The organism is Archangium sp., from assembly GCF_045802675.1.
Classification (GTDB): Bacteria; Myxococcota; Myxococcia; order Myxococcales; family Myxococcaceae; genus Archangium.
In genome coordinates this window covers 96641-119203 of the sequence record NZ_JBJMQO010000080.1, presented here as the reverse complement: position 1 = coordinate 119203, position 22563 = coordinate 96641, and the positions used below count along the sequence as shown (strand labels likewise).

The 22563-nt window shown below is 69.5% G+C and carries 22 protein-coding genes; 13 read left to right on the top strand and 9 right to left on the bottom strand.

Annotated features, from left to right (window positions below; genetic code table 11):
- Positions 1-2 precede the first annotated feature (2 nt).
- The 4 genes from ACJ8AN_RS23060 to ACJ8AN_RS23045 all read left to right on the top strand — a co-directional run bounded on the left by ACJ8AN_RS23060 (position 3) and on the right by ACJ8AN_RS23045 (position 4175).
- On the top strand, positions 3-1412 hold the full coding sequence (locus tag ACJ8AN_RS23060) for a sigma-54-dependent transcriptional regulator (protein ID WP_407757596.1): 1410 nt from the start codon (positions 3-5) through the stop codon (positions 1410-1412).
- 121 nt (positions 1413-1533) lie between these two features.
- Positions 1534-1707: a hypothetical protein gene (locus tag ACJ8AN_RS23055; RefSeq protein ID WP_407757595.1), complete on the top strand. Its 174-nt coding sequence runs from the start codon at positions 1534-1536 to the stop codon at positions 1705-1707.
- A gap of 486 nt (positions 1708-2193) precedes the next feature.
- Positions 2194-2871: a hypothetical protein gene (locus tag ACJ8AN_RS23050; RefSeq protein WP_407757594.1), complete on the top strand. Its 678-nt coding sequence runs from the start codon at positions 2194-2196 to the stop codon at positions 2869-2871.
- Positions 2872-3089: 218 nt separating this feature from the next.
- Positions 3090-4175 (top strand): TetR family transcriptional regulator, encoded by a 1086-nt coding sequence (locus ACJ8AN_RS23045; protein WP_407757593.1) that lies wholly within the window; start codon positions 3090-3092, stop codon positions 4173-4175.
- Here ACJ8AN_RS23045 and ACJ8AN_RS23040 read toward each other — a convergent pair.
- Positions 4172-4711: a hypothetical protein gene (locus ACJ8AN_RS23040; protein WP_407757592.1), complete on the bottom strand. Its 540-nt coding sequence runs from the start codon at positions 4709-4711 to the stop codon at positions 4172-4174. The two genes, ACJ8AN_RS23045 and ACJ8AN_RS23040, sit on opposite strands and share 4 nt — an antisense overlap.
- A 97-nt stretch (positions 4712-4808) precedes the next feature.
- Between ACJ8AN_RS23040 and ACJ8AN_RS23035 the strand changes: the two genes are divergently transcribed.
- Positions 4809-5867 (top strand): hypothetical protein, encoded by a 1059-nt coding sequence (locus tag ACJ8AN_RS23035; RefSeq protein WP_407757663.1) that lies wholly within the window; start codon positions 4809-4811, stop codon positions 5865-5867.
- Positions 5868-5891: 24 nt separating this feature from the next.
- On the opposite strand, the gene ACJ8AN_RS23030 is transcribed toward ACJ8AN_RS23035, so the two are convergent.
- Genes ACJ8AN_RS23030 through ACJ8AN_RS23020 form a run of 3 tightly spaced genes read right to left on the bottom strand, consistent with a single transcriptional unit; the run spans position 5892 to position 8616 of the window.
- Complete coding sequence (locus ACJ8AN_RS23030; RefSeq protein WP_407757591.1) at positions 5892-6644, bottom strand: Imm52 family immunity protein; 753 nt, start codon at positions 6642-6644, stop codon at positions 5892-5894.
- Between the two features lie 13 nt (positions 6645-6657).
- Positions 6658-8223, bottom strand: coding sequence for a Tox-REase-5 domain-containing protein (locus ACJ8AN_RS23025; RefSeq protein WP_407757590.1), 1566 nt, complete (start codon positions 8221-8223; stop codon positions 6658-6660).
- 54 nt (positions 8224-8277) lie between these two features.
- Positions 8278-8616 carry a tetratricopeptide repeat protein gene (locus ACJ8AN_RS23020; RefSeq protein WP_407757589.1) on the bottom strand — a complete coding sequence of 113 codons (339 nt, stop codon included), beginning with the start codon at positions 8614-8616 and terminating at the stop codon, positions 8278-8280.
- Between ACJ8AN_RS23020 and ACJ8AN_RS23015 the strand changes: the two genes are divergently transcribed.
- From ACJ8AN_RS23015 to ACJ8AN_RS22995, 5 genes are all read left to right on the top strand, one after another.
- A complete protein-coding gene (locus tag ACJ8AN_RS23015) occupies positions 8615-9883 on the top strand; it encodes a glutamate-5-semialdehyde dehydrogenase (protein ID WP_407757588.1) in 1269 nt (422 codons plus the stop codon). The genes ACJ8AN_RS23020 and ACJ8AN_RS23015 overlap by 2 nt on opposite strands.
- A 19-nt stretch (positions 9884-9902) precedes the next feature.
- Positions 9903-10436, top strand: coding sequence for a ribosome silencing factor (gene rsfS / locus ACJ8AN_RS23010; protein WP_407757587.1), 534 nt, complete (start codon positions 9903-9905; stop codon positions 10434-10436).
- Positions 10433-10897: a 23S rRNA (pseudouridine(1915)-N(3))-methyltransferase RlmH gene (locus ACJ8AN_RS23005; RefSeq protein WP_407757662.1), complete on the top strand. Its 465-nt coding sequence runs from the start codon at positions 10433-10435 to the stop codon at positions 10895-10897. The genes rsfS and ACJ8AN_RS23005 overlap by 4 nt, the downstream gene beginning before the upstream one ends.
- Before the next feature lie 63 nt (positions 10898-10960).
- Positions 10961-12085: an RNA ligase RtcB family protein gene (locus ACJ8AN_RS23000; RefSeq protein ID WP_407757586.1), complete on the top strand. Its 1125-nt coding sequence runs from the start codon at positions 10961-10963 to the stop codon at positions 12083-12085.
- Positions 12086-12197: 112 nt separating this feature from the next.
- The gene (locus ACJ8AN_RS22995; protein WP_407757585.1) at positions 12198-12821 is read left to right on the top strand and encodes a glutathione S-transferase family protein; all 624 of its coding nucleotides are present in this window, start codon (positions 12198-12200) and stop codon (positions 12819-12821) included.
- A gap of 91 nt (positions 12822-12912) precedes the next feature.
- Here ACJ8AN_RS22995 and pfp read toward each other — a convergent pair whose 3' ends face one another.
- On the bottom strand, positions 12913-14229 hold the full coding sequence (pfp, locus tag ACJ8AN_RS22990; protein WP_407757584.1) for a diphosphate--fructose-6-phosphate 1-phosphotransferase: 1317 nt from the start codon (positions 14227-14229) through the stop codon (positions 12913-12915).
- A 555-nt stretch (positions 14230-14784) separates the two neighbouring features.
- On the opposite strand from pfp, the gene ACJ8AN_RS22985 reads away from it, so the two are divergent.
- On the top strand, positions 14785-15222 hold the full coding sequence (locus ACJ8AN_RS22985) for a DUF6968 family protein (protein ID WP_407757583.1): 438 nt from the start codon (positions 14785-14787) through the stop codon (positions 15220-15222).
- Positions 15223-15303: 81 nt separating this feature from the next.
- Positions 15304-15999 (top strand): ComF family protein, encoded by a 696-nt coding sequence (locus tag ACJ8AN_RS22980; RefSeq protein WP_407757582.1) that lies wholly within the window; start codon positions 15304-15306, stop codon positions 15997-15999.
- Between the two features lie 64 nt (positions 16000-16063).
- On the opposite strand, the gene ACJ8AN_RS22975 is transcribed toward ACJ8AN_RS22980, so the two are convergent.
- The 4 genes from ACJ8AN_RS22975 to ACJ8AN_RS22960 form a co-directional block, all read right to left on the bottom strand.
- On the bottom strand, positions 16064-16399 hold the full coding sequence (locus tag ACJ8AN_RS22975) for an Imm26 family immunity protein (RefSeq protein ID WP_407757581.1): 336 nt from the start codon (positions 16397-16399) through the stop codon (positions 16064-16066).
- 7 nt (positions 16400-16406) lie between these two features.
- Positions 16407-16868 (bottom strand): immunity 26/phosphotriesterase HocA family protein, encoded by a 462-nt coding sequence (locus ACJ8AN_RS22970; protein ID WP_407757580.1) that lies wholly within the window; start codon positions 16866-16868, stop codon positions 16407-16409.
- A gap of 3 nt (positions 16869-16871) precedes the next feature.
- A complete protein-coding gene (locus tag ACJ8AN_RS22965; RefSeq protein ID WP_407757579.1) occupies positions 16872-17675 on the bottom strand; it encodes a hypothetical protein in 804 nt (267 codons plus the stop codon).
- A 613-nt stretch (positions 17676-18288) separates the two neighbouring features.
- On the bottom strand, positions 18289-18597 hold the full coding sequence (locus tag ACJ8AN_RS22960; protein ID WP_407757578.1) for a DUF2087 domain-containing protein: 309 nt from the start codon (positions 18595-18597) through the stop codon (positions 18289-18291).
- Positions 18598-18866: 269 nt separating this feature from the next.
- On the opposite strand from ACJ8AN_RS22960, the gene ACJ8AN_RS22955 reads away from it, so the two are divergent.
- Positions 18867-22553 (top strand): DUF3857 domain-containing protein, encoded by a 3687-nt coding sequence (locus ACJ8AN_RS22955; RefSeq protein ID WP_407757577.1) that lies wholly within the window; start codon positions 18867-18869, stop codon positions 22551-22553.
- The last annotated feature ends 10 nt before the right edge of the window (positions 22554-22563 follow it).

Genomic DNA, 22563 nt, shown 5'->3' with positions numbered 1-22563 from the left:
CCATGGCCCGCATCCTCGTCATCGACGACCACGACACGCTCCGCGAGGGCATGGCTGTCACCCTCACGCGCTCCGGCCACACCGTCACCGCCGCGCGCTCCGGGACCGATGGCGTCGCCGCCTACAAGAAGACGCCCTTCGATCTCGTCGTCACCGACCTGAAGATGGACAACATGGACGGCCTGGCCGTCACGCGGACGCTCAAGTCCGTGGACCCGGCCGCCGTCGTCATGGTGGTGACGGCCTTCGGCACCATCGAGACGGCCGTGCAGGCCATGCAGCAGGGCGCCTACGACTTCATCACCAAGCCCTTCACCCCGGACGTGCTGCGCGCCAAGGTGGAGAAGGGCCTGGAGCTGTCCTCCACGCGCCGCCAGGTGGAGCGCCTGTCCGCCCGCACCGAGGCGCTCGAGTCCGATGCAGCCTCCGCGCACGGCAACCTGCTGGTGGGCGACAGCGAGCCCATGCAGAAGCTCGTCTCCATGGTGCGCAAGGCCGCCGCCAGCGACGCCACCGTCTTCGTGCGCGGCGAGTCCGGCACCGGCAAGGAGCTCGTGGCGCGCATGCTCCACCAGCTCTCCCCGCGCAAGGACGGGCCCTTCATCGTCGTGCACTGCGCGGCGCTCGCCGAGACGCTCCTGGAGAGCGAGCTCTTCGGCCACGAGCGCGGCGCCTTCACCGGGGCCATCAAGCGCAAGCTCGGCCGCTTCGAGCTCGCCGACGGGGGCACGCTCTTCCTCGACGAGATTGGGGAAATCCCCTCCTCCGTGCAGACGAAGCTGCTGCGCGTGCTGCAGGAGAAGGAGATTCAGCGCGTGGGCGGCGAGGAGACGCTCAAGGTGGACGTGCGCGTGGTGAGCGCCACCCACCGCGACCTCCAGGCCGAGGTGAAGGCCGGCCGCTTCCGCGAGGACCTCTACTACCGGCTGCACATCGTCCCCCTGCAGATTCCGCCCCTGCGCGAGCGCCCCGAGGACATCACCGCGCTGGCCCGTCACTTCGTGGCCAAGCACGCCCCGCGGGTGAACAAGCGCGTGAAGGGCATGGAGGAGGACACCCTGCGCGCGCTCGCCCGCTACGCGTGGCCCGGCAACGTGCGCGAGCTGGAGAACGTCATCGAGCAGTCGCTCGTCTTCGCCGAGGGCGAGACGCTCACCGCGACGGACCTGCCCGCGCACCTCACCGGCACCACGCCCCGCACCGACGCGGGCCTGCCCGTGCCCATGGGCGACAGGCCCCTGCCCGACATCCTCGAGGACCTCGAGCGCCAGCTCATCGCCCGCTCCTACGAAAAGGCCGGCGGGGTGAAGACGGAGACGGCACGGCTGCTCGGCATCAAGACGTCCGCGCTCTACTACAAGCTGGAGAAGTACGGCTTCATCTCCAAGGGCGAGCGTCCCGAGGACTCCTGAGCACAGCGGGCGCCGGGAGTTTCGCGGCCGACAACCCGCGCCGCTCCCACCCGCCACGCGTTTGACCCTCCCAGTCCGGGTCCTTCACAGTGTCTGGGAAGCCTGGACACAGGGGGAGCCCATGAATCGCAAGAGGAAGATGCTGTTCCACTGGCTGCTGGCCGCCGGGGTCGCGGGAGCCCTCGTCGGTGGGATTGCCTCCGCGCAGAGACCCGAGTGCTACAAGCTCTATCCCTGCGGCTGCGCTTCGGATGGCGGATACATGTACTGCGTCGCGGAAACCCCCTGTCAGTGACCCCGGCGTCGAGGAGGGCGCATGCGACGTCACGAGACACCCCGGGGATGGATGATGCTGGCCGCGTCCGGGGCAGCACTCGTTCTGCTCCTCTGGGGGCTCGCCCTCGTCGCGCAAGCGCCGAACGCTGACAGACCCCCTGCTCCCCGTGAGCATCCGGCGCCTTCGAGAAGTCCCGACCCCGCCTCCCTCTCCCACGACAGCCCTCCCCGCGATGAAGCCGGTGCTGGCACGGAGGATTCATCCCCAGCGGGTGCGACCCCATCACGAGCCCTGGTTCCTGACACCAGGCTTCAATCCCTTTCACAGCCAGACACGGTTCCCGCCAGCTTCTCCACCACCGCCAGGACTTCCCTGCCAGCCGCTCGCGACGACGTCGGCCCGGACGGGCTTCCCGCCTCTGCCCTGCGCTGCACCCGGGACGGTGGGGTCCTGAAATGCGGAAGCTGCTGGACCGACAGCGACTGCCCACGGGGACAGGGGTGCGTGCCCGATTGGAAGACGCGCCGCTTCGAGTGCATGGCCTCCGAGTGCGACGAAGACGTGCACTGCTTCCCCGGCTTCATCTGCCGCACCGTCTCCACCGGAATCACCGACACCGTCATCCGCCGCTGCGTGCCCGAGGGCGTGCAGCAAGAGGGAGAGGCGTGCACCGCGGTCACCAGTTCCCGTCGCGCCACCTGCCGCGAGGGCCTGCGGTGCGTGGACCAGACGTGTACCGCGCCCTGCCAGCTCGATGACCCCATGAGCTGTCCGAGTGGCTACACCTGCACGGAGGGCCATGACGGTCCGGGCTGCCTCGCGGATTGCCAGAAGCTCGGGTGCCCCCAGGGCCAGCAATGCAAGCGCCTCAATGATTCCAGTTACAAATGCCTGCGGCAGGTCTCCGGAACCTGTCCTCAAACCCCGTGCGCCGAAGGTGAGCGCTGCAACATGAACCTGTTCGGAGACCGCGCCACCTCCTGGTGTGCCCGGGTCTGCAACCCGCTTCGGCCGGACAGCTGTCCCTCCGGCCAGGTCTGCGGCAAGGCAAGCGGCACCGCCAGCACCTGCTACCGCCAATGCGACCCCAGGGACCTCGACTTCTGCGGTCCGGGATGGATGTGCGCCACCGTGACCGAGGATTTCTCGCAGTGGGGCTGCAGTCCGTCCGCTGTCCCCTAGCCAGTGGTGGCGAGCCGTTCCGCCCGGCTGTAAAAAGAAGCGGCAGTCTCGAAAATCCACCGCCCCCCCGCCCCCCTCGTGGTTTTCCGTCATCCCTCCCCTCCCCCCACTCGGCCCACGCACGGCCGAACCCCCCGGAACCGCTCGGGTTTTGCCGGCCACGGCGACGCCCGCCGTCACGCGGCCCTGGCATCCGGCTTGCTGCTGGGAGGGGATTCATGAAGCGCGTCCTGCTCGCCCTCCTGCTGTGCTTCGCCCTGGCCAGGCCCGCGTGGTCCGCCTCGGGGCTGGACGCGCTGCGGATCGAGGCCCAGGCGGGACGGGCCCAGGTGCGTGAGTTGCGCGAGCACCAGCAGTCGCTGCGCTCGGAGCTGAACACGCTGGCCGGCCGCATCGAGCAGCTCAAGTCCGAGCAGCAGGGCCGGCTGGTGGCGGGCCCGGAATTGGAGTCGGCGCTGCGGCGCTCGCAGGAGCTGTCCGGCCAGCTCACCGGGCTGGCGCAGTCGCTCGCCGTAGCCGAGACCGAGGTGGAGCGGCGCAACCTCGCGCTGCACGCGGCGCTCTCGGAAGAGCTGGCCCGGGTGCGCGCGGCCTGGGACGCCACGGGGGAGCGCGAGGCCCGCGCGCAGCTGATTGCCCGCATGCGCGACCTGCGCACCGAGCGCGACGCGGTGCGGGCCGCGCTGCCGCCCTCGCGGGTGCCGGCGTTGAATCCGGCTCGGGCGAGCGACGACCCGGAGGATTTGCTGGAGCAGGCGGACGCGCTGCGCGACTCCGAGGACAAGGTGCGCCAGCGCCTGCTGGCCCTGCGCGCCCGCATCACCGAGGTGCGCGAGGAGCGCGAGCTGGACCGGCGGATGAGCGACTTCCTCGGCGAGGAGTCCATGTTCGACGAGCAGGACCGGCACCTGCGCCTGCGCGTCGACTCCACCACGAAGTCCATCTCGGTGGACCCCGCCCCGCGCCGCGGCAGCCTGTTCCCCGCTCCGCAGGAGTCCTTCTCGAGTGCGGGGGACTCCGTGTCGCCGCCTCCCGCGTCCGGTGGCACGCCGGGAGGAGGCGGCGAGCCCCCGGCGCCCACGCCCGCGCCGGTTCCCGGGGACACCAAGGACTCCTCCTCCACCACCTACCGCGCCTCGGACAGCCGGCCGCAGGTGGGCACGGTGCGCGCGCAGGCGCTCGCCAGCGGGGACCCGGAGGACCTGCGGGGCCTGGAGCAGGAGGCGAAGCAGCTCGAGGCGCTCGCGCGCGAGCTGGACTCCCGTGCGGGCTCGCTGGAGCGCCGCGCGAAGGCGCTGCGCTAGTTCAGCCCCACCCGCACGTCCAGCTTCACGTCGGCCTGCAGGCGCACCTCCTTGGAAGGCAGGCGGCCCTTGCCGCGCACGGAGATGCTCATGGAGGGCGCGGTGAGGAAGGGCTGCAGCTCCACGTCCTCCAGCTCCATGTCCAGCACGGGGTTGGGCGCCTTGAGGCCCAGCGAGGAGATGTTGTGCTTGGAGGCCACCAGCACCTCGCGGTCCCCCGTCTTGGCGTAGAACTCGACGGTGTCCAGGAAGGAGAAGTCCTGGTCGGCCGGCGACAGGATTTTCAGCTGGAGGGAGTGGAGCTTCGCGGAGGACACCTGGTCCTTGCTGACGCCCTGGTTCTGGAAGTCCTGGTTCTGGTCGAAGTCCAGACTGGAGAAGCTGCCGATGGCGGGGAAGGCCTCGAGCAGGGTGAAGACGCCGGAGGGGGCGGCCTGGATGGTGGTCTCGCCCTTCACCTCGGCGAGGAAGGTGGGGGGAGCGCAGGCCACGAGTGACAGCAGGGCACACACGGGGAGCAGGGAGGGGGGACGCATGAGAGGGAATCTACCGGCCGCCCGGGCGCGCAGCCACCGCCCCGCCCGGCTGGCTGCCCTCTCGTGGACAGGGCATGCGGCCAGGGTAGGGAGTATGGTGCGCCCGTTGAAACGGCTCCTCTCCGCGCTCGTGGTGTCCAGCCTGGCGCTCGCCGGTGGCGCGCATGCCGCCGACGTGGAGGGACAGCTGCGCGTGACGGGCCGGATGATGGTGGACGGCAACGCCCCGCGCGACTTCACCAAGGGCAGCGCGGGCACGAACACCTCGGACCTCGTGTTCGGCCTGCTCGCGGCGGGCGAGGCGCGCTACACGGCGGACCGGTGGCAGCTGGTGGGCCGCTACGACGGAGGCGGCCGCAAGTACGTGGGCTTCACCGACGAGGACGTGCTGGTGCAGGCCGCGGCGCTGGAGGGCTCGCTGGCGCTGGGGGAGTCGCTGGGGGTGGGCGTGGAGGGGCGGGCCAAGGACAGGCGGGGCGGCACCCGCGCGTACACGGACCTGGCGGCCTCGGCCTTCGTCGAGTACGCCCCGGACGCGCGGCTGTCGCTGCGCGTGCGCGCCGGAGCGCACCGCTTCCTCTACCGCCGGGACTTCTCCGCCAGCTTCGGCAGCCCCGAGCTGGGCTTCCTCGCGCGCTACCGCCTCGAGCGCCGGCATGCCCTCAGCGTGTCGGGCGAGTACGGCTCGCGCCGCTACCCCGCGTCGGTGCGCTACCCGCCGGACACCGCGCCCGCGTGGACGGGGCGGCGCGAGGACGGCGCCCTCCTGGCGAGCGTGGGCTACAGCTACAAGGGCCCGCTGACGCTGGGGGTGGCGTACACGTACCAGGAGACGAGCTCCAACAGCTTCGGCGAGTCGGTGCAGCGCCACCGGCTGAGCGCCACCGCGGGGGTGCGCCTGCCGTGGAAGCTGACGCTGCTGGCGCAGGGGACGTTGGGGCTCAACCGCTACCCGGACGGCGTCTACCTCTCGCCGGAAATCATCCTGCTCGAGGACGACGAGGCGCAGAACACGCTGTCGCTGCGGCTGGCCCGTCCCGTGAGTGAGAAGGTGGACCTGGAGCTGTCGTACGCGATGTACGGCACCCGGCTGCCGAACAACGCGCTGTTCTACTTCCGCCAGGTGGCGGGCGTGGGCCTCACCTGGCGGCCGTAGCGGGGACACGGCCACGAGCGCACTTCATGTGCCCAGGGGCTCGGCTTTCGGGCGCGCGATGAGGCCCGCGCGGTCGAGCAGCTCGCGCACGCGCACGGTGAAGGCCACATGCTCGGGGTTGCTCGCCGTCATGGGCTCGGGGGAGAGAGTGAGGAGCCAGCCCAGTGCGCCCACGGGCTCGATGCGCACGGGCGCGGGCAGCGGCGGCAGCGTGCCCAGGCGGCGTGAGAGGTACGTCAACCAGCCCACCCGCACCTCGCCGCCCTCCTTCTCCACCTGGTCCACCATCTCCGAGGAGCTGGCCATGGCGTAGTCGGGGTCCCACGCGGTGGCCATGCTGGTGAGCACTTCGGTGAGCACCGGCTCGCACAGGAGTCGCTCCCTCACCGCGCCCTGCCTGGGCGGTTTGAGCAGGCAATAGTTGGGACTACTCCAGGGAGAGTAGGCACCGCAGAAAAGGTCGAGGTTGGTGGCCTCTTCCTTCGCATTCCACATCATCCGGCCGAAGCCCATGTCCTCGATGACCTTCTTGCCAACGTCCGTGCGGTGCCTGCCCTTCAGGAGGAGCTTCTCCAGTTCCGCCACCTCCGGGTGGACAGGCCAACCCGGCAGCTCGCGGGGGAAGCCACGACCCGCGTGGTACCACTGGGTGAAGGACGGGTCACACCGCGTCAGCATGTGGAGGAACAGCTCCGTGCGCCGGGCACACTCCAGTGCCGTCTCCTTCCGCGGGCCCCAGTACGCCCCCACGTAATAGTCCTCGGGCTCTTCCTGCATGCGTGCTCCTCCTCTATCGCGCGGGCGTAGGGTGGACGAAGGTGTTGTTCAAGTTTCTCCTCTTGAATTCCTTGCGAAGAAACTGCGCGACCTCGGCGTCGGCGACATGCCAGACCACTGGAAGTCCCAACTGTTTGGCGGCCTGTGATTGTTTCCTGGCCTGTTCCATCATCTGGTCGAACTTGCCGGAGTTCTTGTACCAGTACTTGGGCATGCCATCCGGGTTGAAGAAAGAGCAGTAACCAGGCCCCTTGGCCTCCAGTAGCTCCTTTCCGTTGAAGCCGTCGAACTCCAGCTCCCCAATCATGTACACCCACCAGGCGGGCCGTCCCGACACCTGCTCCTGGTAGTCCAGCGAGTCCTTGGAACGGGTGGTGGGCTTCTTGTACGTCCACTTGCCGGGCCCCCGCGGTGAGGCCGTCTGGGCAGGACTCCCCGCCTTGCCGCTCATACCGCCGCTGTTTCCCTGACCGCTCCCCGCCATGTGCAGGATGGACAGGGCTCCGAGGTCCACGCTCACCGTGGTAGCCGTCGAGCCTCCCGCCACCACGGCTCCGCCCAGCACCAGCTCGCCCTCGGCCGTGAGCGACACCACCGGCAGCTCCGCGCCCAGTCCACTGATGCCCCCCACCGCGGCCCGCGCCCCCCCGAGCAATGCGAGCACGTGCGTGGACAGGCGTGCCGCCTCGCGTATCTGGTCCTCGTGGGACATGGCGCCGTAGCGCGCGAAGTATTCGGGCGAGGAGGCGATGAGCAGCGCCACCGTGGTGGGCAGTTGCGAAAGGTCCTCCACGGTGCGGATGGGGTGGAGGATGGAGCCGGCCAGCGCCACCGCCATCTCCGTCATGGCGTCCTGCGCTCCATCGAGCGCGGCATTGAGCGGGTCTCTGCCCAGGCTCAACTCGGCCATGGGTGGGCCGTCCGCGCGCCGCAGGGCCTCGGTGACCGGGTAGAGGACGCCCGCGTGTGAGAAGTAGACATCACCCACCCGGAGGCGGCCCACCCTCCACTCGCCCTTCACGAGTTCGAGGGCGCCCATGCGCTGGAGGGGCGTGCCGGTGAGCGCGGCCACGAGGTATCCATCCGGGCGCACCAGCACCAGGAACCCGAAGCGCTCAGCACGCCACTTCAAATCGGCGTACTCCACGCGCTCGCCGCCCTCGAGCGCCTCGCGCAGCAGCCACGACAGCAGCCGGCGCGGGGCGATGCTCCCCGGTGTCACGCGCGTCTTCGCCAGCCGGGCCAGGAGCTCACGCGCCTGCTCCAGGTAGAGCGCCGCGCCCACCGGGTGCCAGGCATCCTCCCTGAGTCCGCTGGCCTCCTGCACCACCTGGAAGGCATCCACCACCGGCTCGGGAAAACCGCCCGCGCCTCCCGCCTCCTCTGATGCGGGAGTGCCCACTGGCCACCGAGCGCCAGGCTCCTGGCGCAACGAGGAGGTCCGCGAATGAAGCCCGATGCCGCTATTCAAGCTCCCGAGCGGATGGCCCGTGGCACACCCCTCGAGGAGCACGAGCGCGGCCAGGGCCACGAGGGCCACGCCGAGCGGACGGCGCGGGCCCGCGAAACGGGGAGACATGGCGCACCTCCAGCGAGCCGCATGGGCCGCCCTCCAGCCTTCCCGGAGTCAACCTCAGTCCAGCCCGGACAGGCGCTCGTCGATCTCCTCGGCGAGGCTGGCGTGGCTCTGGGCGAGCGCGGTGTCGCGGGCGCGGGTGAGCACCTCGCGGGCCTTCTGCGTCTGCCCCGCCCCGGCGTAGGCATCCCCCAGGGACACCATGGCCGCGGCGTACGCTGGATCCAACCGCACCGCCGTCTCCAGGGCCTGGGCGGCCTCGGCGTACTGCCGGCGCTCCAGGTATGCCTTGCCCAGGGAGAACTGCGCCATGGGCGCATCGGGGAACTCGGCGGCCATCTGCTTGAACTGTTCCAACCGGGCGTCGCTCATGAGGCGGTGATAGAGGAGAGTCATGTCCGTTGCCAAGGAAGACGTGCGCTCCCTCGCCGAAGCCGCCCGGGCGGCCTCCCGTGTGCTCGCCACCGCGCCCACCGGGCAGAAGGAGGAGGCCCTGCGCCTCATGGCCCGCCACCTGCGCGAGGCCACCCCCACCCTCCTCGCCGCCAACGAGGCGGACATGGCCGCCGCTCGGGCCGCCGGCAAGGGTGGAGCCTTCCTGGACCGGCTGCTGCTGGATGCCGCGCGGGTGGAGGCCATGGCGAAGGCGGTGGAGGCGGTGGCCGGCCTGAAGGACCCGGTGGGTGAGGTGACGGAGGAGTGGGACCGGCCCAACGGCCTGCACGTGAGCAAGGTGCGGCTGCCGCTCGGGGTGGTGCTGATGATTTATGAAGCCCGCCCCAACGTGACGAGCGACGCGGCGGCGCTGTGCCTCAAGAGCGGCAACGCGGCGCTGCTGCGTGGAGGCAGCGAGGCGGCGCGCTCCAACGCGGCCATCGCCTCGGCGCTGGCGGCGGGCGTCTCCGAGGCGGGGCTGCCGGCCGCGTGCATCCAGCCGGTGCCCCCGGGCGAGCGCGAGACGCTGCTGGAGCTGCTCAAGCTGGAGGGCCTGATTGATTTGTGCATTCCCCGGGGCGGCGAGGGGCTCATCCGCTTCGTGGCGGAGAACGCCCGCATTCCCGTGGTGAAGCACTACAAGGGCGTGTGCCACGTGTACGTGCACGCGGCGGCGGACCTGGACATGGCCACGCGCATCACCCTCAACGCCAAGGCGAGCCGTCCGGGGGTGTGCAACGCCGCCGAGTGCCTGCTGGTGGACCGCGCGGTGGCCGGGAAGTTCCTGCCACAAGCCGGGCGGGAGCTGGTGGCCCGGGGGGTGGAGCTGCGCGGGGACCCGGCCACGGTGGAGGTGCTCTCGCGCGCCGGGGTGGCGGTGAAGCCGGCCACGGAGGAGGACTGGGGGCGGGAGTTCCTGGACCTCATCCTGGCGGTGAGGGTAGTGGACGGACTGGACGCGGCGCTGGGGCACATCGCCCGGTACGGAAGCGAACACACCGAGGCCATCGTCACGGCGGACGCGGCGGTGGCGGGGCGCTTCACCCGGGAGGCCCAGGCGAGCGCGGTGGTGTGGAACGCCTCCACGCGCTTCAACGACGGGGGCGAGCTGGGCCTGGGGGCGGAGATTGGGATTTCCACCAGTCGATTGCACGCTTTTGGGCCCATGGGGTTGCGAGAACTGACGAGTCAGAAGTACGTCATCCACGGGCAGGGGCAGGTGCGCTAGGGTGCCTGCCAGGACACATATGGCAACGAAGAAAACAGCGACGAAGAAGAAGACAGCGGCGAAGAAGAGCGCGGCGAAGACGCCGGCCGCCCGCAAGAAGACGGCGGCCAAGAAGGGCGCCGCGGCGCGCAAGCTGCCCGCTCGCAAGAAGACCACCAAGAAGAAGGCGCTCACTCCCGCCGCGGCGCCCTCGCCCCGGGTGGAGAACCCGCGCGCCCATGCGCTGGCGCGCAAGATTGGCAACCTGCTCTCGGACAAGAAGGCGCTGGACGTCGTCATCCTCGATGTGCGCGGGATGACGTCCTACGCCGACTACTTCGTGGTGGCCTCGGGCGAGAGCGACCGGCAGGTCTCCGCCATGGCCGAGCACGTGCTCATCACCCTCAAGCAGACCGAGGACTTGCGCCCCATCGGCCACGAGGGCATGGAGACGGGCCAGTGGGTGCTGCTGGACTTCGGCGAGGTGGTGGCGCACCTCTTCTTCACCGAGGCGCGCTCCCACTATGACCTCGAGGGCCTCTGGGCCGACGCGGCGCGGGAGAAGGTGGCCTGAAGGTCCGCCTCCTCTCCATCGGCAAGGACCGCTCGGGCCTGTACGAGCCCGCGGTCCAGGAGTACGCCTCGCGCCTGGCCCACTACACCCGCTTCGAGCTGATTGAATTGCCCGAGGCGGGTGGGAAGAAGGGCAAGGCCGGGGACGCCAAGGCCACCGAGGCCAAGGCCATCCTCGCCCGCCGCAAGCCGCAGGACCTCCTGGTGGCGCTCGACGAGCGGGGCAAGCTGCTGGACTCGGTGGAGCTCAGCCGCTACGTGGGCCGCGCGCGGGACGGCGCGAAGGACCTGCTGCTCATCATCGGCGGTGACGAGGGCCTGGACGAGCGGGTGCGGCAGTCCGCGGACCTGGTGCTCTCGTTGTCGAAGATGACGCTGCCGCACCGGCTGGCCCGCGTGGTGCTGGTGGAGCAGCTCTACCGCGCCTTCACCCTCCTCAAGGGCGAGCCCTACCACAAATAGGCGGCCGGCCGGGGGCCTGGGGGCTCCCGTCAGGCAGCGGACGCGGCGCGCGTCGGAGGGGGCATGAACCCGCCCACTGCCCACGTCCGTGTCATCGCCTCGCCCCAGTCGTGGGTGGAGGGTGAAGCCATCCGCCAGCTCGAGGCCGCCTCGCGACTTCCCGGCATGCGCTCCGCGGTGGGCCTGCCGGACCTGCACCCGGGCAAGGGAGCTCCGGTGGGCGCCGCGTTCGCCTCCGAGGGCGTCTTCTATCCCTTCCTCGTCGGCAACGACATCGGCTGTGGGATGGGCCTCTGGGAGCTGGACCTGCCCGCGCGCAAGGCGAAGCCGGAGCGCTGGGCGGCGCGGTTGGATTTGGATGGACCGTGGGAGGGCGACACGGATGCGGTGCTCGCCAGCATGGGCGTGAAGCCCTGCGGCTTCGAGGCGTCACTGGGCACCGTGGGCGGCGGCAACCACTTCGCCGAGGTGCAACGCGTGGACGCCGTGCACGACGCGGAGACCTTCACCTCGCTGGGGCTCGGGGCGGACCGGCTCCTGCTGCTCGTGCACTCCGGCTCGCGGGGACTCGGCGAGGCGATTCTGCGCGCGCACGTGGACCGGCATGGCACCGGCAGCCTCGCGGAGGACTCGGACGAGGCGAAGCGCTACCTCGCGCGGCATGACCACGCCGTGGCCTGGGCGCGGGCCAATCGCGCCACCCTCGCCGGACGGATGATGCAGGGGATTGCGGCGGGCGGGCGGCGGGTGCTCGACGTCTGCCACAACAGCGTCACCCCCAAGCCGTACGACGGCCACACCTGCTGGCTGCACCGCAAGGGCGCGGCGCCCTCGGACCAGGGGCCGGTGGTGATTCCCGGCAGCCGTGGCTCGCTGAGCTACCTCGTGCTGCCCGTGGGTGACGGCGCGGGCCATGCCCACAGCCTGGCGCACGGGGCGGGCCGCAAGTGGACGCGCACCAGTGCCCGCGAGCGGATGCGCGAGCGCTTCACCCCCGAGGCCCTCACCCGCACCTCCTTCAAGAGCCACGTCATCTGCGAGGACCGGGACCTGCTCTTCGAGGAGGCGCCTCCCGCGTACAAGGCGATTGACCGCGTGGTGCAGGACCTGGTGGAAGCGGGGCTCGTCCGGGTGGTGGCGACGCTCGCGCCCGTGCTCACCTACAAGACGCGCACCCGCCGCGAGTAGACTTCCACGGCCAGAAGCCGCGCCCCGGAATCCTCGCGGACATCGCCCCCACGCTCCTGCGGCTCATGGGTCTGCCCAAGCCTTCCGAGCTGAATCGGCTAGGCTTGTTCCCATGATGAAGCTCTACCAGGCCCACATCTCTGGCAACTGCTACAAGGTCCGCCTGCTCCTCCACCACCTCGGCCTTCCCTTCGAGGCGGTGGAGACGGACATCGGCGCCAGCGGCACGCGCTCCGCGGAGTTCAAGGCGAAGAACCCCATCGCCAAGGTGCCCACCGTGGAGCTCGAGCCGGGCGTGTTCCTCGCCGAGTCCAACGCCATCCTCTGGTACTTCGGCGAGGGCACCCCGTTCGTGCCCTCGGACAAGCTGGAGCGGGCGCGGATGCTCCAGTGGATGTTCTTCGAGCAGTACAGCCACGAGCCCTATGTCGCGGTGGCTCGCGCGTGGATCGCCTACTTCGGAATCCCTCCCGGCAAGGAGCGCGAGCTCGAGGAGCGCATCCAGAAGGGCTATGCCGCCCTGGACGTCATGGAGGGCGAGCTGAAGAAGCGTCCCTTCTTCGCGGGCGAGCGCTACAGCCTCGCGGACATCGCGCTGTACGCGTACACGCACGTGGCGGAAGAGGGCCGGTTCGACCTGGGCCGCTACCCCGCCATCCGCGCCTGGTTCGAGCGCGTCCAGGCCCAGCCCCGGCACCTGCGCATCACCGACGCCGTGCCCACCGCCACCCGTTGAGCCGAGCCGGCGTGAACCTGGTCACCCGGTTCCTCCTCCCCGTGTACGCGCTCCGGGAGGACGTCTCCCCGGAGTCCTGAGCGCATCCCGGTCAGCGCGTCGGGCCGCCCGTGGGCTCCGCCGGGTGGGTGATGATGCCGAGCCCCACGTCGGGTGCCAGCTGGGGCTCGTCCTTCACCAGGTGGAAGAACTGGTCGCGGAAGGCCTCCGGCGTGAGCTGGGTGACGGCGGCGAACCGGGCCATCTCTTCCGGCTTGTCGAAGTCCTGCCGCTTGAGCCGCAGCATGAAGCTGCGGGCAATCTTGTAGCGGTCCGAGTCGACGTCCACCATCCGCACCCGGGGCCGCCCCGTGGCCGGGTCCTTCATGGCCTCGAAGGAAATGGGGTGGAAGCGCCCGTTGACCATGGAGACCACCGCCTCGGTGCCGCCCTCGATGATGTAGCGGGCCGCGCAGTGGCCGAGATCTCGCGTGTACTCCATGTCGAAGGGGATGGGGTCCGCGCAGCGCACCTCGTAGCCGATGTACTTGGGGATGAGCGTGGCCTTGATGCCCAGGCCCGCGAGCCGCTCCTTCACGCCCTTCTCCAGCACCTCTCCCAGGTTGATCTCCGCCACGTGGATGTTGCCCATGTGGTCCCGGGGGAGCTCGGTGTGCTTGGCCAGATCCTCGGGGTCGATGCAATCGGCGAGGCCCTCGGCGATGAGCGCGATGCCGTCCGTGCGGCCGTAGGACAGCCGTTTGATGACCGAACCGGCGAGGATGTCCACCACGGAGGCGAACGAGACGCGCTTGCCGCGGAACTCCTCGGGGATGACGGTGACGGTGGCGCCCACCGCCTTGCCGATCGCCAGGGCGAGGTGCCCCGCCTTACGGCCCTGGGCGATGACGAAGTACCAGCGCGAGGTGGTCTTCGCGTCGACCATGAGGTTCTTCACGATCTCCACGCCCACGTGGCGCGCGGTCTGGAAACCGAAGGTGCTCGTGTCGTCCGGCAGGTCGATGTCGTTGTCGATCGTCTTGGGGACGTGGACCACGCGGATCTTGCCCCGGGTCTTCTCCGAGATGATCTGCGCGAGGGTGGCGGTGCCATCCCCGCCGACGGTGATGAGCATGCCCACGTCGAGCTTCTCCAGGCCGTCGAGCGTGCGCTGGAGGTGCTCGGGGGAGCGGGTGGGGTTGGCGCGGGAGATGCCGATGTACGAGCCGCCGCGGAAGTGGATGCGGCTGGTGTCCTCGATGGTGAGGGGCACGACGTGGGAGAGGTCCCCCTCGGAGAGCCACTTGAAACCATCCTGGAGGCCGAGCACCTCGACGCCCGAGAGACGGGCGCGGATGGTGGCCGCTCCAATCACACTGTTGATGCCCGGGGCCGGGCCTCCGGCGACGACGATGGCGAGCTTCTTCATGTGTCCATCCACGGTGGTTTCTCCGCAGTGTGTCCCGAAGGCGCGGCGGAACTCAGCAAAAACCGGAGGAACTCCTCGAGGAGGCGCTACTGGATGACGAATGCTGGCCCACGATTCGTGCGCTGGATCGCGAACACGCGCGCTCTTTCCCTGGGGATGCGGTGCATATGAGCGGGTACCATCACCGCCCAGAAAACGCTGAAGCCCCGGAGTCGCGATGCTCCAGATGCTGATGTGCCTGTCGTTCGTAGCGTGTCACCCGGTCGGGAACATTCACCCGGCGTGGCTACCACCGCGCCCACAGACCGTGGATGCGGAATCGCTGCTCGTGACTTCCGGTAACTCTCACGCCCTGGCGGGGCCCTCCGGGTCATGCAGCCGACCGGTGAACAAGAGCCGCTGCCTGGACTCAGCAGCCGCTGGTGGCGTGGTGTGGAGAAACTTCTGCTTGGATCTCGAGGACGTCAGCATCCGAAAGCGATGCTTCGAGGTTGGTTTGGAGAGCGAGCAGCGGCGTAAGGGATTCTGCAACAACTTCTTCTAGGTCTGGACGACATGGCCAGCGAGTCCTTCGCGGATAGGCTCGAGCGCAGCAAGAAGGCCTCCGGTCCCATCGTCGCTGAGAGGATGTTCGAACTCGGCGGACGGCCCCGGGCCGTTCGCGTGCGATTCAGGAAGCCTCGACGTGATCCGAAGACCGGGAACCATTGGTGCACTTTCGATGTGTCCGGATGGGAGAAAGCGCTGAGCTTCAAGGTGTGGGGCGTCGACTCGCTCCAGGCCCTTCAACTCGCGATGCGCGCCGCGGGTGAGCTTCTGCGCGAAAAGGGCCACGAGATGACGTGGTGTGGGGACCAGGACCTCGGATTCCCCAGGACGTATCCTTCCTTCCTTCCCTCATCGGCCCATTCACGGATCGAACGGATGATTGACCGAGAGATCACCAAGGCGGAGCGGCCACCACGCAGGAAGCGGTTGTCGAAGGTGGGTTGAAGCACGGATGCGAGGTGTCGTCCCCGGCGAGCCTGTGGCATCGTCGCCGCGACCGTTCATCCGAGGGGGGAAAACCCAACCGTGCTCCAGGAGTTACTCGAGCTGCTCTATCCGCCCGCGTGCATCGCCTGCGCGAAGGTGATGCCCGTGCGCGCGCCCTTCTGCGAGACGTGCGACCTCGCCCTGGAGCGGCTCCCCACCTCGCGCTGCCACACCTGCGCCGAGCCCGGGACCTTCCCCGGCGACACCTGCCCGCGCTGCCGCGCCTCGCCTCCGCCCTTCACGCGCGCCTGGGCTCCCTTCGCCCACGAGGGCCCCGTCGCCCGCGCCATTCACCGCTTCAAGTACGAGGACCACCCGGAGCTCGCCCCCGCCCTCGCCGAGCTGCTCGCCTCCGAGTGCCAGCAGTTCCTCGCCCAGGCCCCCGCGCTGCTCGTCGCCCTGCCGCTCCACGACAAGCGCTTCCGGGAACGCAGGTATGACCAGGCCCAGTTGCTCGCGGGTGCACTGGCCCGCGCCACCGGCCGCGAAGCCCCCGTGGGCCTCCTCACCCGTGCCCGCGAAACCCGGCGGCAGGTGGGCCTCTCCGAAGCCGAGCGCGCCCACAACGTCGCCGGGGCCTTCACCGCCTCGCCGTCCGTCGCCGGCCGGGAGGTGCTCCTCGTAGACGATGTGCTCACCACCGGCGCCACCGTCCGCGCCGCCGCCACCGCGCTGCGCGAGGCCGGAGCTCCCCGCGTCGAGATCCTCACCCTCGCCCGCGCCTTTTCTCTATGAGACCACGTCCCTCGTCTGCCCAGGGCCGGACCTCAGCGCGGGAGTGGACCTGATTCTCGGCTGCCTATTGCAGACGTACCTTCATCCGCTCCACGATGCCACTGGGCCGCCCCATGAAGGTGTCGAGCAGGCGTTCCTCGACATGATGCTCGTCCCAAACAGCCATTGGCTCGAGCCCGACACACTCCTCGGGGTCGGCACTTCTCGAGTTGTCGGCGGTGTCGCAGATCTCGCAGCGACGGAAGTCTCCCACGTCCTGCCTGAAATAGACAATCGGCTGAGTCAGGGACTCCTCGAGCGTTCTCCGTCCAATGACTTCCCACGACCCCGGCACCAAATGGCGGACAGCAATCTTGAAGAGGATTGGCTTGGATGCGATCCGATCCAGATCCGACTTCATTTCCTAATTATTGCAGGCGTACCTTCAGGCGCTCCACTGTGGCATTGGGCCGCCCCATGAAGGTGTCGAGCAGGCGTGCCTCGACAGCGTGCTGTTCCCAAACAGTCATTCGCTCGAGCCCGACACACTCCTGGGGCTCGGCACTTCTCGAATTGCCGACGTTGTCGAAGATCGTGCAGCGGCGGAAGTCCCCCACGTCCTGCCTGAATTGGACAATCGGTTGAGCCAAAGACTCCTCTATCTCTCTCCATCCGATGATCTCCCACGAACTCGGCTCCAAATGGCGGACAGCAATCTTGAAGAGGATTGGCTTGGAGGCGATCCGGTCAAGGTTTGAGTCAGGGCTTTCGGTCCCGTAGTCGTAGAAGGCATTGATTGGTGGCTCGAGTGCCCTCCCATAGCCAAAGGAACCGTCAGCAAGGGGAATTCTTAGAAAGGACCCCGGCCTAGGCATGATTGTTTTCGCCATTTCCTAATATCCCGTGTAAGGATGAAGTTGACCCCAGCGCTCCGTGGCTGCTCCGTGAAACCGCCTGCCCCACGGATTATCTTTCGCCACACCGCGCACGACATTCTCGCTCCGATAGGGCTTCCCGGTGTCGGACTGGGCACCCCCATGGAAGTCAATCAACTGCTGCTCTCTTCCGCGGATCCGCCAATACGCGGCGTCGTCATATCTTTCGCCATAGTCAATGGCGGCCCCAACATCGAACTCATCAACATTCGCATCCTCGAACACAGCACCCTTCGGCTCGTCATTCTCGTCAACGTGATGGCTCATATCTCGGAAAGCAACGGCCAGATACGCCTGAAAGTCGAGGGGCTTGGTGAGATCGACGACCATGCTGGTTCGCCCCGAGTAGTAGCGGTAGGTGTTTTGGTTGAACTTCGTGTAGGTCACATAGATGCGCCCCCGCCTTTTCTTGTTGTCCTTGTCGGGTTCTGCTCTTGGCGATGCGCCGGGAGGAGCGAGCGGGGCGGACCCCGGTCCCGTTTGGGCCTGGGAAGCCCTTGTTCCCGCACCGTTGGGCGCATGGGAGGGGTATTGACCCTGGACCCACCCGGACACATCGCCGAAGTGCGTGCCGTAGAACTCGTCCGCGACGTCAATCGGGGTCTCCGCCCCATCAACGGCCGCCTCGACGGTGAAGCAGAACAGGAGCACGCTCCCGGCCGCCGCGACAACCCAGCCTCCGTTGACGACGAGCTCTCCCGCCGCGCCAACCGCCCCTGCTTCTCCCGCAGCCGTGCCACCTTCCGGCACCAGTCGGAGCACGCCGCGGGGAATACCATCCCCCAGACCCTCGCCAGACAGCCCCTCCAACGGAGGTGACGTGGGTGGAGTCAGCGGCACTGCTGGCGAAGCCGCCCCCCACGTTGCCGCCACGGGCACGACTTCCACTCCAGCGCGCGGCGCATGAAACGCTTCACTCCGCGCCCCCGATGCAACGTAGCCGCGCGGGACATAGACACAGCGCTCCTGCTGGCCCGTGGCATGACGAACGCTTCGGGCAGCGCCGCTACACCCCACGAAAAACATGCAGAGCAGCACGGCCCACACGCGCGACATGCGACGCCTCATGGCGTTGACGCCATCCTCGAAGAACTCGATCGAACCTACAGGGAGGCCGCGCGTTCAGGTCAACGCAGCCGTGCCGCCCATTTCAAAACGCGGGCTCCGGCGCGTCTCACTGGTAGACGTCTACCAGTGGTGTGGTTGTTTTGCCTACCTCACTGGTAGACGTCTACCAGTGAAGCCCGCTCGAGGCCGCGAGGAGGAAATCCGCTCCAGGGCGCGTGTCCGCTCGAACGTCCAGGCGGACGCGCGAGCCGTTGCAGCACGCGCGGAGCCCGCGGAGCCGCCCAGCGCGCAAGCCGACGGCCAGGCGTTACGCGCCGTGCCTGTCTCCCACGACGGGCGGCACCTTCCAGTACCGCCGGCCATCGAGCGAGCGGTCGAGCAACCCCGTGTCGTACAGATCGCGCCGCAGCAGCGCCCAGTCCCCGAAGGTGTGCAGGCCCTTCAGCAACTCGTTGAGCTCCCGCTCGCTCCACTCCACGCCATCCGGGAGGCGGGTCATCAGGTAGCGCAGGGCCTCGAGCTGGTCCTTGCGCCGGGAAGGCCAGCCCTTCAGCCGTCCCTCGGTGTCCAGGTAGCGGGACAGCTTCTCCGAAACAGCAGGGCTCGGGTCGGTCATGGCGGCTCCAAGCATGCCCCGCCCGGGCGTCCAGGCTCCAGGGCCCTCGGAATGCAGGCCGGGTCCAAGACTTCATCGGGGGCCGAACCGGACCCGTTCCCCTTCCGTTGCCTGCTCGCCGATACGACTCCCCGCCCGCCCTGTCGCCGAGTTTTCAGTTGCTTGTCCGCCCACGACGTCGCATGCAGGGGAAGGCTCTCCGAAGCTCGGCTGTTCACCCGCGCCGACACTCACCCCCGGCCCCCTTTTTCGACGGACGAGGAACACGGATGTCCCGTACCCCACGGCTCGCCCCGCTCTCACGCACCACCTGGCTCGTCGCCCTGCTCGCGCTCGCCTGCCCGCTGCTCTCCCAGGCCGCTTCCGAGACCAGCGCCACCGCCGCCCGTGAGCAGGCCGAGAAGGCCCTCGAGCTCGCCCCCACCCCTCGCGGCTCCGCTCAGCTCATCCGCCTGCACGCGCTCGAGCAGGACCTCGAGGACCTCACCCCCCTGGTGAAGACCTATGGCGAGGTCATCTCCCGCCGCAACAGCGACCCGGGCTCGCGCGCCACCGCGCACCTGCTGCTGATGGACCTGGAGCGCTCGCGCGGCCGCATGCAGCGCTCGGCCGAGCTGCAGGACGCCCTCGGTTTCATCGGCGACTACTACGTCGTCGGCGGCTTCGACAACGAGGGCAAGTCCGGCTGCGACAAGGACTTCGGCCCCGAGGCGGCCGCGCTGGACCTCTCGGCGAAGTACGCGGGCGCCAAGGGCCATGAGGTGTCCTGGCGCCGGCTCGCCTTCGCCCCCACCGAGGGCTATGTCGACCTGGCCAGCGCGGTGCGTCCCAACCGCGAGTCCGTGGCCTATGCCCTCACCTGGCTGGAGGCCCCGGCCGAGACGCGCGTGGCGCTCGGCGTGGGCACCTCGGGCGCCTTCCGCCTCTGGGTGAACGGCGAGAAGGTCGCCACCAGCGACCACTACAACGCGCCCCGCCCCGACCAGTCGCGTGTCTCCGTGCGCCTGCGCAAGGGCCTCAACCGCGTCCTCCTCAAGGTGTGCCAGGAGTCCGGCCCGCTCGGCTTCTACCTGCGCCGCGACCCGCCCGCCCGCCTCCGCGTCACCCTGCCCTCCGCGCCTCCCGCGCTCGCCAAGGGCGCCTCCGCCGCGCCCCAGCCGCTGCCCACCGTCACCTCGGCCCTGAAGGACCTGGTGGCCAAGGCCCCCGCGGACGCGCAACTGCGCGGCGAGTACGCCACCGTGCTCGACTTCTTGCGCGCCTTCGACGAGCGCGAGCACACCGCCACCGTCGAGGCCGACCGCGCCGCCACCGCCGCCCCGCAGGACGTGGGCCTGCAGCTGCTGGCCGCCGAGTCCCACCGCGATGACCTCAACCTGCGCCGCCGCTTCCTCGAGGCCGCCCTGCGCGCCGACACCACCTCGCTCCCGGCCCGCGTGGCACTCGCCGACTTCGAGCTGGAGCGCGGCCACCCCGAGCGCGCCATCGAGCTGCTCACCCCCATGGTGGAGCTGGCCCCGGACTCGGCCGCCGCCCGCCTCTCGCTCGCCCGCGCCCACGAGGCACTCGGTGAGTCCGCCCGCGCGCACATGATGGTGGAGGAGGCGCTCGAGAAGCTGCCGCGCATCCCCCGCGTGGTGCGCGCCGCCGCCAGCTCCGCCCGCGCCCTGGACCGCCCGCAGGACGCCGTGGCCCGGCTGCGCGTGGCCCTCGCGCTACGCCATGACGACCGCTCCAGCCGCAACCTGCTCGCCATGCTGCTGGCCGACCTGGGCCAGGTGGAGGCCGCCGCGCGCGAGTACACGCAGGTGCTCGCCCTGGACCCCTTCGACAACGCCACCCGCGTGAAGCTCGCCGAGCTGCGCGCCGCCAATGGCCAGCCCGACGCCGCCACCGCCCTCTTCGCCGAGGCCCGCGCCCTCTCCCCGGACGAGCCCGAGGTGTACGAGCGCGAGGGCCGTGCCCTGCTGTCCGCCGGCCGCCGCGAGGAGGCCCTGGCTTCCTTCGAGCGCTCGCTGGCGCTGCGCCCGCAGAACCCCTCCCTCAAGGAGGCCGTGCGCACCCTCAAGGGTGAGTCCGCCAGCACCGGCACCCAGTACCTCACCGACTTCAAGGGCCTGGTGAAGGAGGCCGACGGCTACATCACCGAGGACGCCGTGTACCTGGTGGACACCACCTACGTGCGCGTGCAGAAGAGCGGCCTGTCCGGCCGGCTCCACCAGTTCGCCGTGAAGGTGCTCAACGCCCGCGGGGTGGACGCCTTCCGCTCCTACCCCATCACCTACTCGCCCGACCGCCAGGAGGTGCGGATTCTGCGCGCCCGCATCACCAAGGAGGATGGCTCCGTGGTGGACAGCTACGGCGAGAGCGACCGCAACATCAACGAGCCCTGGACGGGCATGTACTACGACGCCCGCGCCAAGATGCTCTCCTTCCCCAACCTCGCCGCCGGGGACGTGCTGGAGCTGCAGTACCGCGTGGACGACACCGCCCAGGACAACCTGCTGTCCGACTACTGGGGCGACGTGGAGAGCGTGCAGGGCGTCTACCCCAAGGTGCACTACCAGTTCCTCGTGGACATGCCCAAGGAGCGGCCCCTCTACTGGAACGAGAAGAAGCTGCCCGGCGTGGCCGCCGCCCACGAGGAGCTGGCCGACGGCCGCGTCCTCTACCGCTGGAGCGCGAAGCATGTCGCCAAGGTGGTGCCCGAGCCCGGCATGCCCGGCTGGGCCGAGGTGGCCGCCAACCTCCACGTCTCCACCTACCGCACCTGGGACGAGGTGGGCCGCTACTGGTGGGGCCTCGTGCGAGATCAGCTCACGCCCGACGAGGAGCTGCGCCGCACCGTGGACACCGTCCTCACGGGCGTGGACCGCAAGGACCAGAAGGCCGTGGTGCGCACCATCTACAACTTCGTGGTGACGAACACGCGCTACGTGGCGCTCGAGTTCGGCATCCACGGCTACAAGCCCTACCGGGTGGACCGGATCCTCGCGCGCCGCTTCGGCGACTGTAAGGACAAGGCCAGCCTCATCCACGCCATGCTCAAGGTGGCCGGCGTGGACAGCCGCCTGGTGCTGCTGCGCATGCGCAACCTGGGCACCATCGACGCGGAGCCGGCGAGCCTCGCGGCCTTCAACCACGCCATCGTCTACGTGCCCCAGTTCGACCTGTACCTGGACGGCACCGCCGAGTTCCACGGCGCGCGCGAGCTGCCCAGCGCGGACCGCGTGGCCAACGTGCTGGTGGTGGAGCCCGGCGGCAAGGCCACCTTCCTCACCACCCCCGAGGCCACGCCCCAGGACAACGCCACCCGCCTCACCATGGACATGGCGCTGCGCCCCGATGGCGGCGCCGACGTGACGGGCGCCTCCACCGTGGGCGGGCAGATGGCCCCCGAGTACCGCCGCGCCTACCGCGCCGTGGCCTCGCGCAAGTCCACCTTCGAGCGCGCCTGGGCCCAGAGCTTCCCCGGCCTCACCGTCAACGAGGTGAAGCTCAACGACACCACGCGCCTGGACGACGACGTGCAGGTGGACTTCCGCATGTCCATCCCCCGCTTCGCCGAGGCCTCCACCGCCCAGCTGCGCTTCCTCCCCTTCGGCACCGGCCGCGCCTATACCCAGTCCTACGCCTCGCTCGCCGAGCGCCGTTTCGACCTGGTGATGAGCGGCCCGTGGATGAACACCTTCACCTTCCGCTACACCCTGCCGCGCGGCTACACCGTCGCCGAGCTCCCGCCCAACCAGCAGGAGCAGACGCCCTTCGGCAGCGTGCGCTTGTCCTACCGCCAGGAGGGCAACCAGCTGATTTGTGACGGCGAGGTGTCCATCTCCGCCGCCCGCGTGAAGGCCGACGACTACGCCGCCTTCCGCGCCTTCCTCGGCCGGGTGGACCAGGGCTTCGGGCGCAAGGTCACCCTGCGCGCTTCCGCTTCGCCCACCGCGGAACGCTGAGCCCGCCCGG

What these genes read in the sequence shown, in the direction of transcription:
- ACJ8AN_RS23055 (WP_407757595.1), top strand. Translation starts at nt 1,534, where the DNA reads ATGAATCGCAAGAGGAAGATGCTGTTCCACTGGCTGCTGGCCGCCGGG.
- ACJ8AN_RS23025 (WP_407757590.1), bottom strand. Translation starts at nt 8,223, where the DNA reads ATGTCTCCCCGTTTCGCGGGCCCGCGCCGTCCGCTCGGCGTGGCCCTC.
- ACJ8AN_RS23020 (WP_407757589.1), bottom strand. Translation starts at nt 8,616, where the DNA reads ATGACTCTCCTCTATCACCGCCTCATGAGCGACGCCCGGTTGGAACAG.
- ACJ8AN_RS22970 (WP_407757580.1), bottom strand. Translation starts at nt 16,868, where the DNA reads ATGGCGAAAACAATCATGCCTAGGCCGGGGTCCTTTCTAAGAATTCCC.
- pfp (WP_407757584.1), bottom strand. Translation starts at nt 14,229, where the DNA reads ATGAAGAAGCTCGCCATCGTCGTCGCCGGAGGCCCGGCCCCGGGCATC.
- ACJ8AN_RS22995 (WP_407757585.1), top strand. Translation starts at nt 12,198, where the DNA reads ATGATGAAGCTCTACCAGGCCCACATCTCTGGCAACTGCTACAAGGTC.
- ACJ8AN_RS22985 (WP_407757583.1), top strand. Translation starts at nt 14,785, where the DNA reads ATGGCCAGCGAGTCCTTCGCGGATAGGCTCGAGCGCAGCAAGAAGGCC.
- rsfS (WP_407757587.1), top strand. Translation starts at nt 9,903, where the DNA reads ATGGCAACGAAGAAAACAGCGACGAAGAAGAAGACAGCGGCGAAGAAG.
- ACJ8AN_RS23000 (WP_407757586.1), top strand. Translation starts at nt 10,961, where the DNA reads ATGAACCCGCCCACTGCCCACGTCCGTGTCATCGCCTCGCCCCAGTCG.
- ACJ8AN_RS23060 (WP_407757596.1), top strand. Translation starts at nt 3, where the DNA reads ATGGCCCGCATCCTCGTCATCGACGACCACGACACGCTCCGCGAGGGC.
- ACJ8AN_RS22975 (WP_407757581.1), bottom strand. Translation starts at nt 16,399, where the DNA reads ATGAAGTCGGATCTGGATCGGATCGCATCCAAGCCAATCCTCTTCAAG.
- ACJ8AN_RS23015 (WP_407757588.1), top strand. Translation starts at nt 8,615, where the DNA reads ATGTCCGTTGCCAAGGAAGACGTGCGCTCCCTCGCCGAAGCCGCCCGG.
- ACJ8AN_RS23045 (WP_407757593.1), top strand. Translation starts at nt 3,090, where the DNA reads ATGAAGCGCGTCCTGCTCGCCCTCCTGCTGTGCTTCGCCCTGGCCAGG.
- ACJ8AN_RS22960 (WP_407757578.1), bottom strand. Translation starts at nt 18,597, where the DNA reads ATGACCGACCCGAGCCCTGCTGTTTCGGAGAAGCTGTCCCGCTACCTG.
- ACJ8AN_RS23030 (WP_407757591.1), bottom strand. Translation starts at nt 6,644, where the DNA reads ATGCAGGAAGAGCCCGAGGACTATTACGTGGGGGCGTACTGGGGCCCG.
- ACJ8AN_RS22955 (WP_407757577.1), top strand. Translation starts at nt 18,867, where the DNA reads ATGTCCCGTACCCCACGGCTCGCCCCGCTCTCACGCACCACCTGGCTC.
- ACJ8AN_RS23040 (WP_407757592.1), bottom strand. Translation starts at nt 4,711, where the DNA reads ATGCGTCCCCCCTCCCTGCTCCCCGTGTGTGCCCTGCTGTCACTCGTG.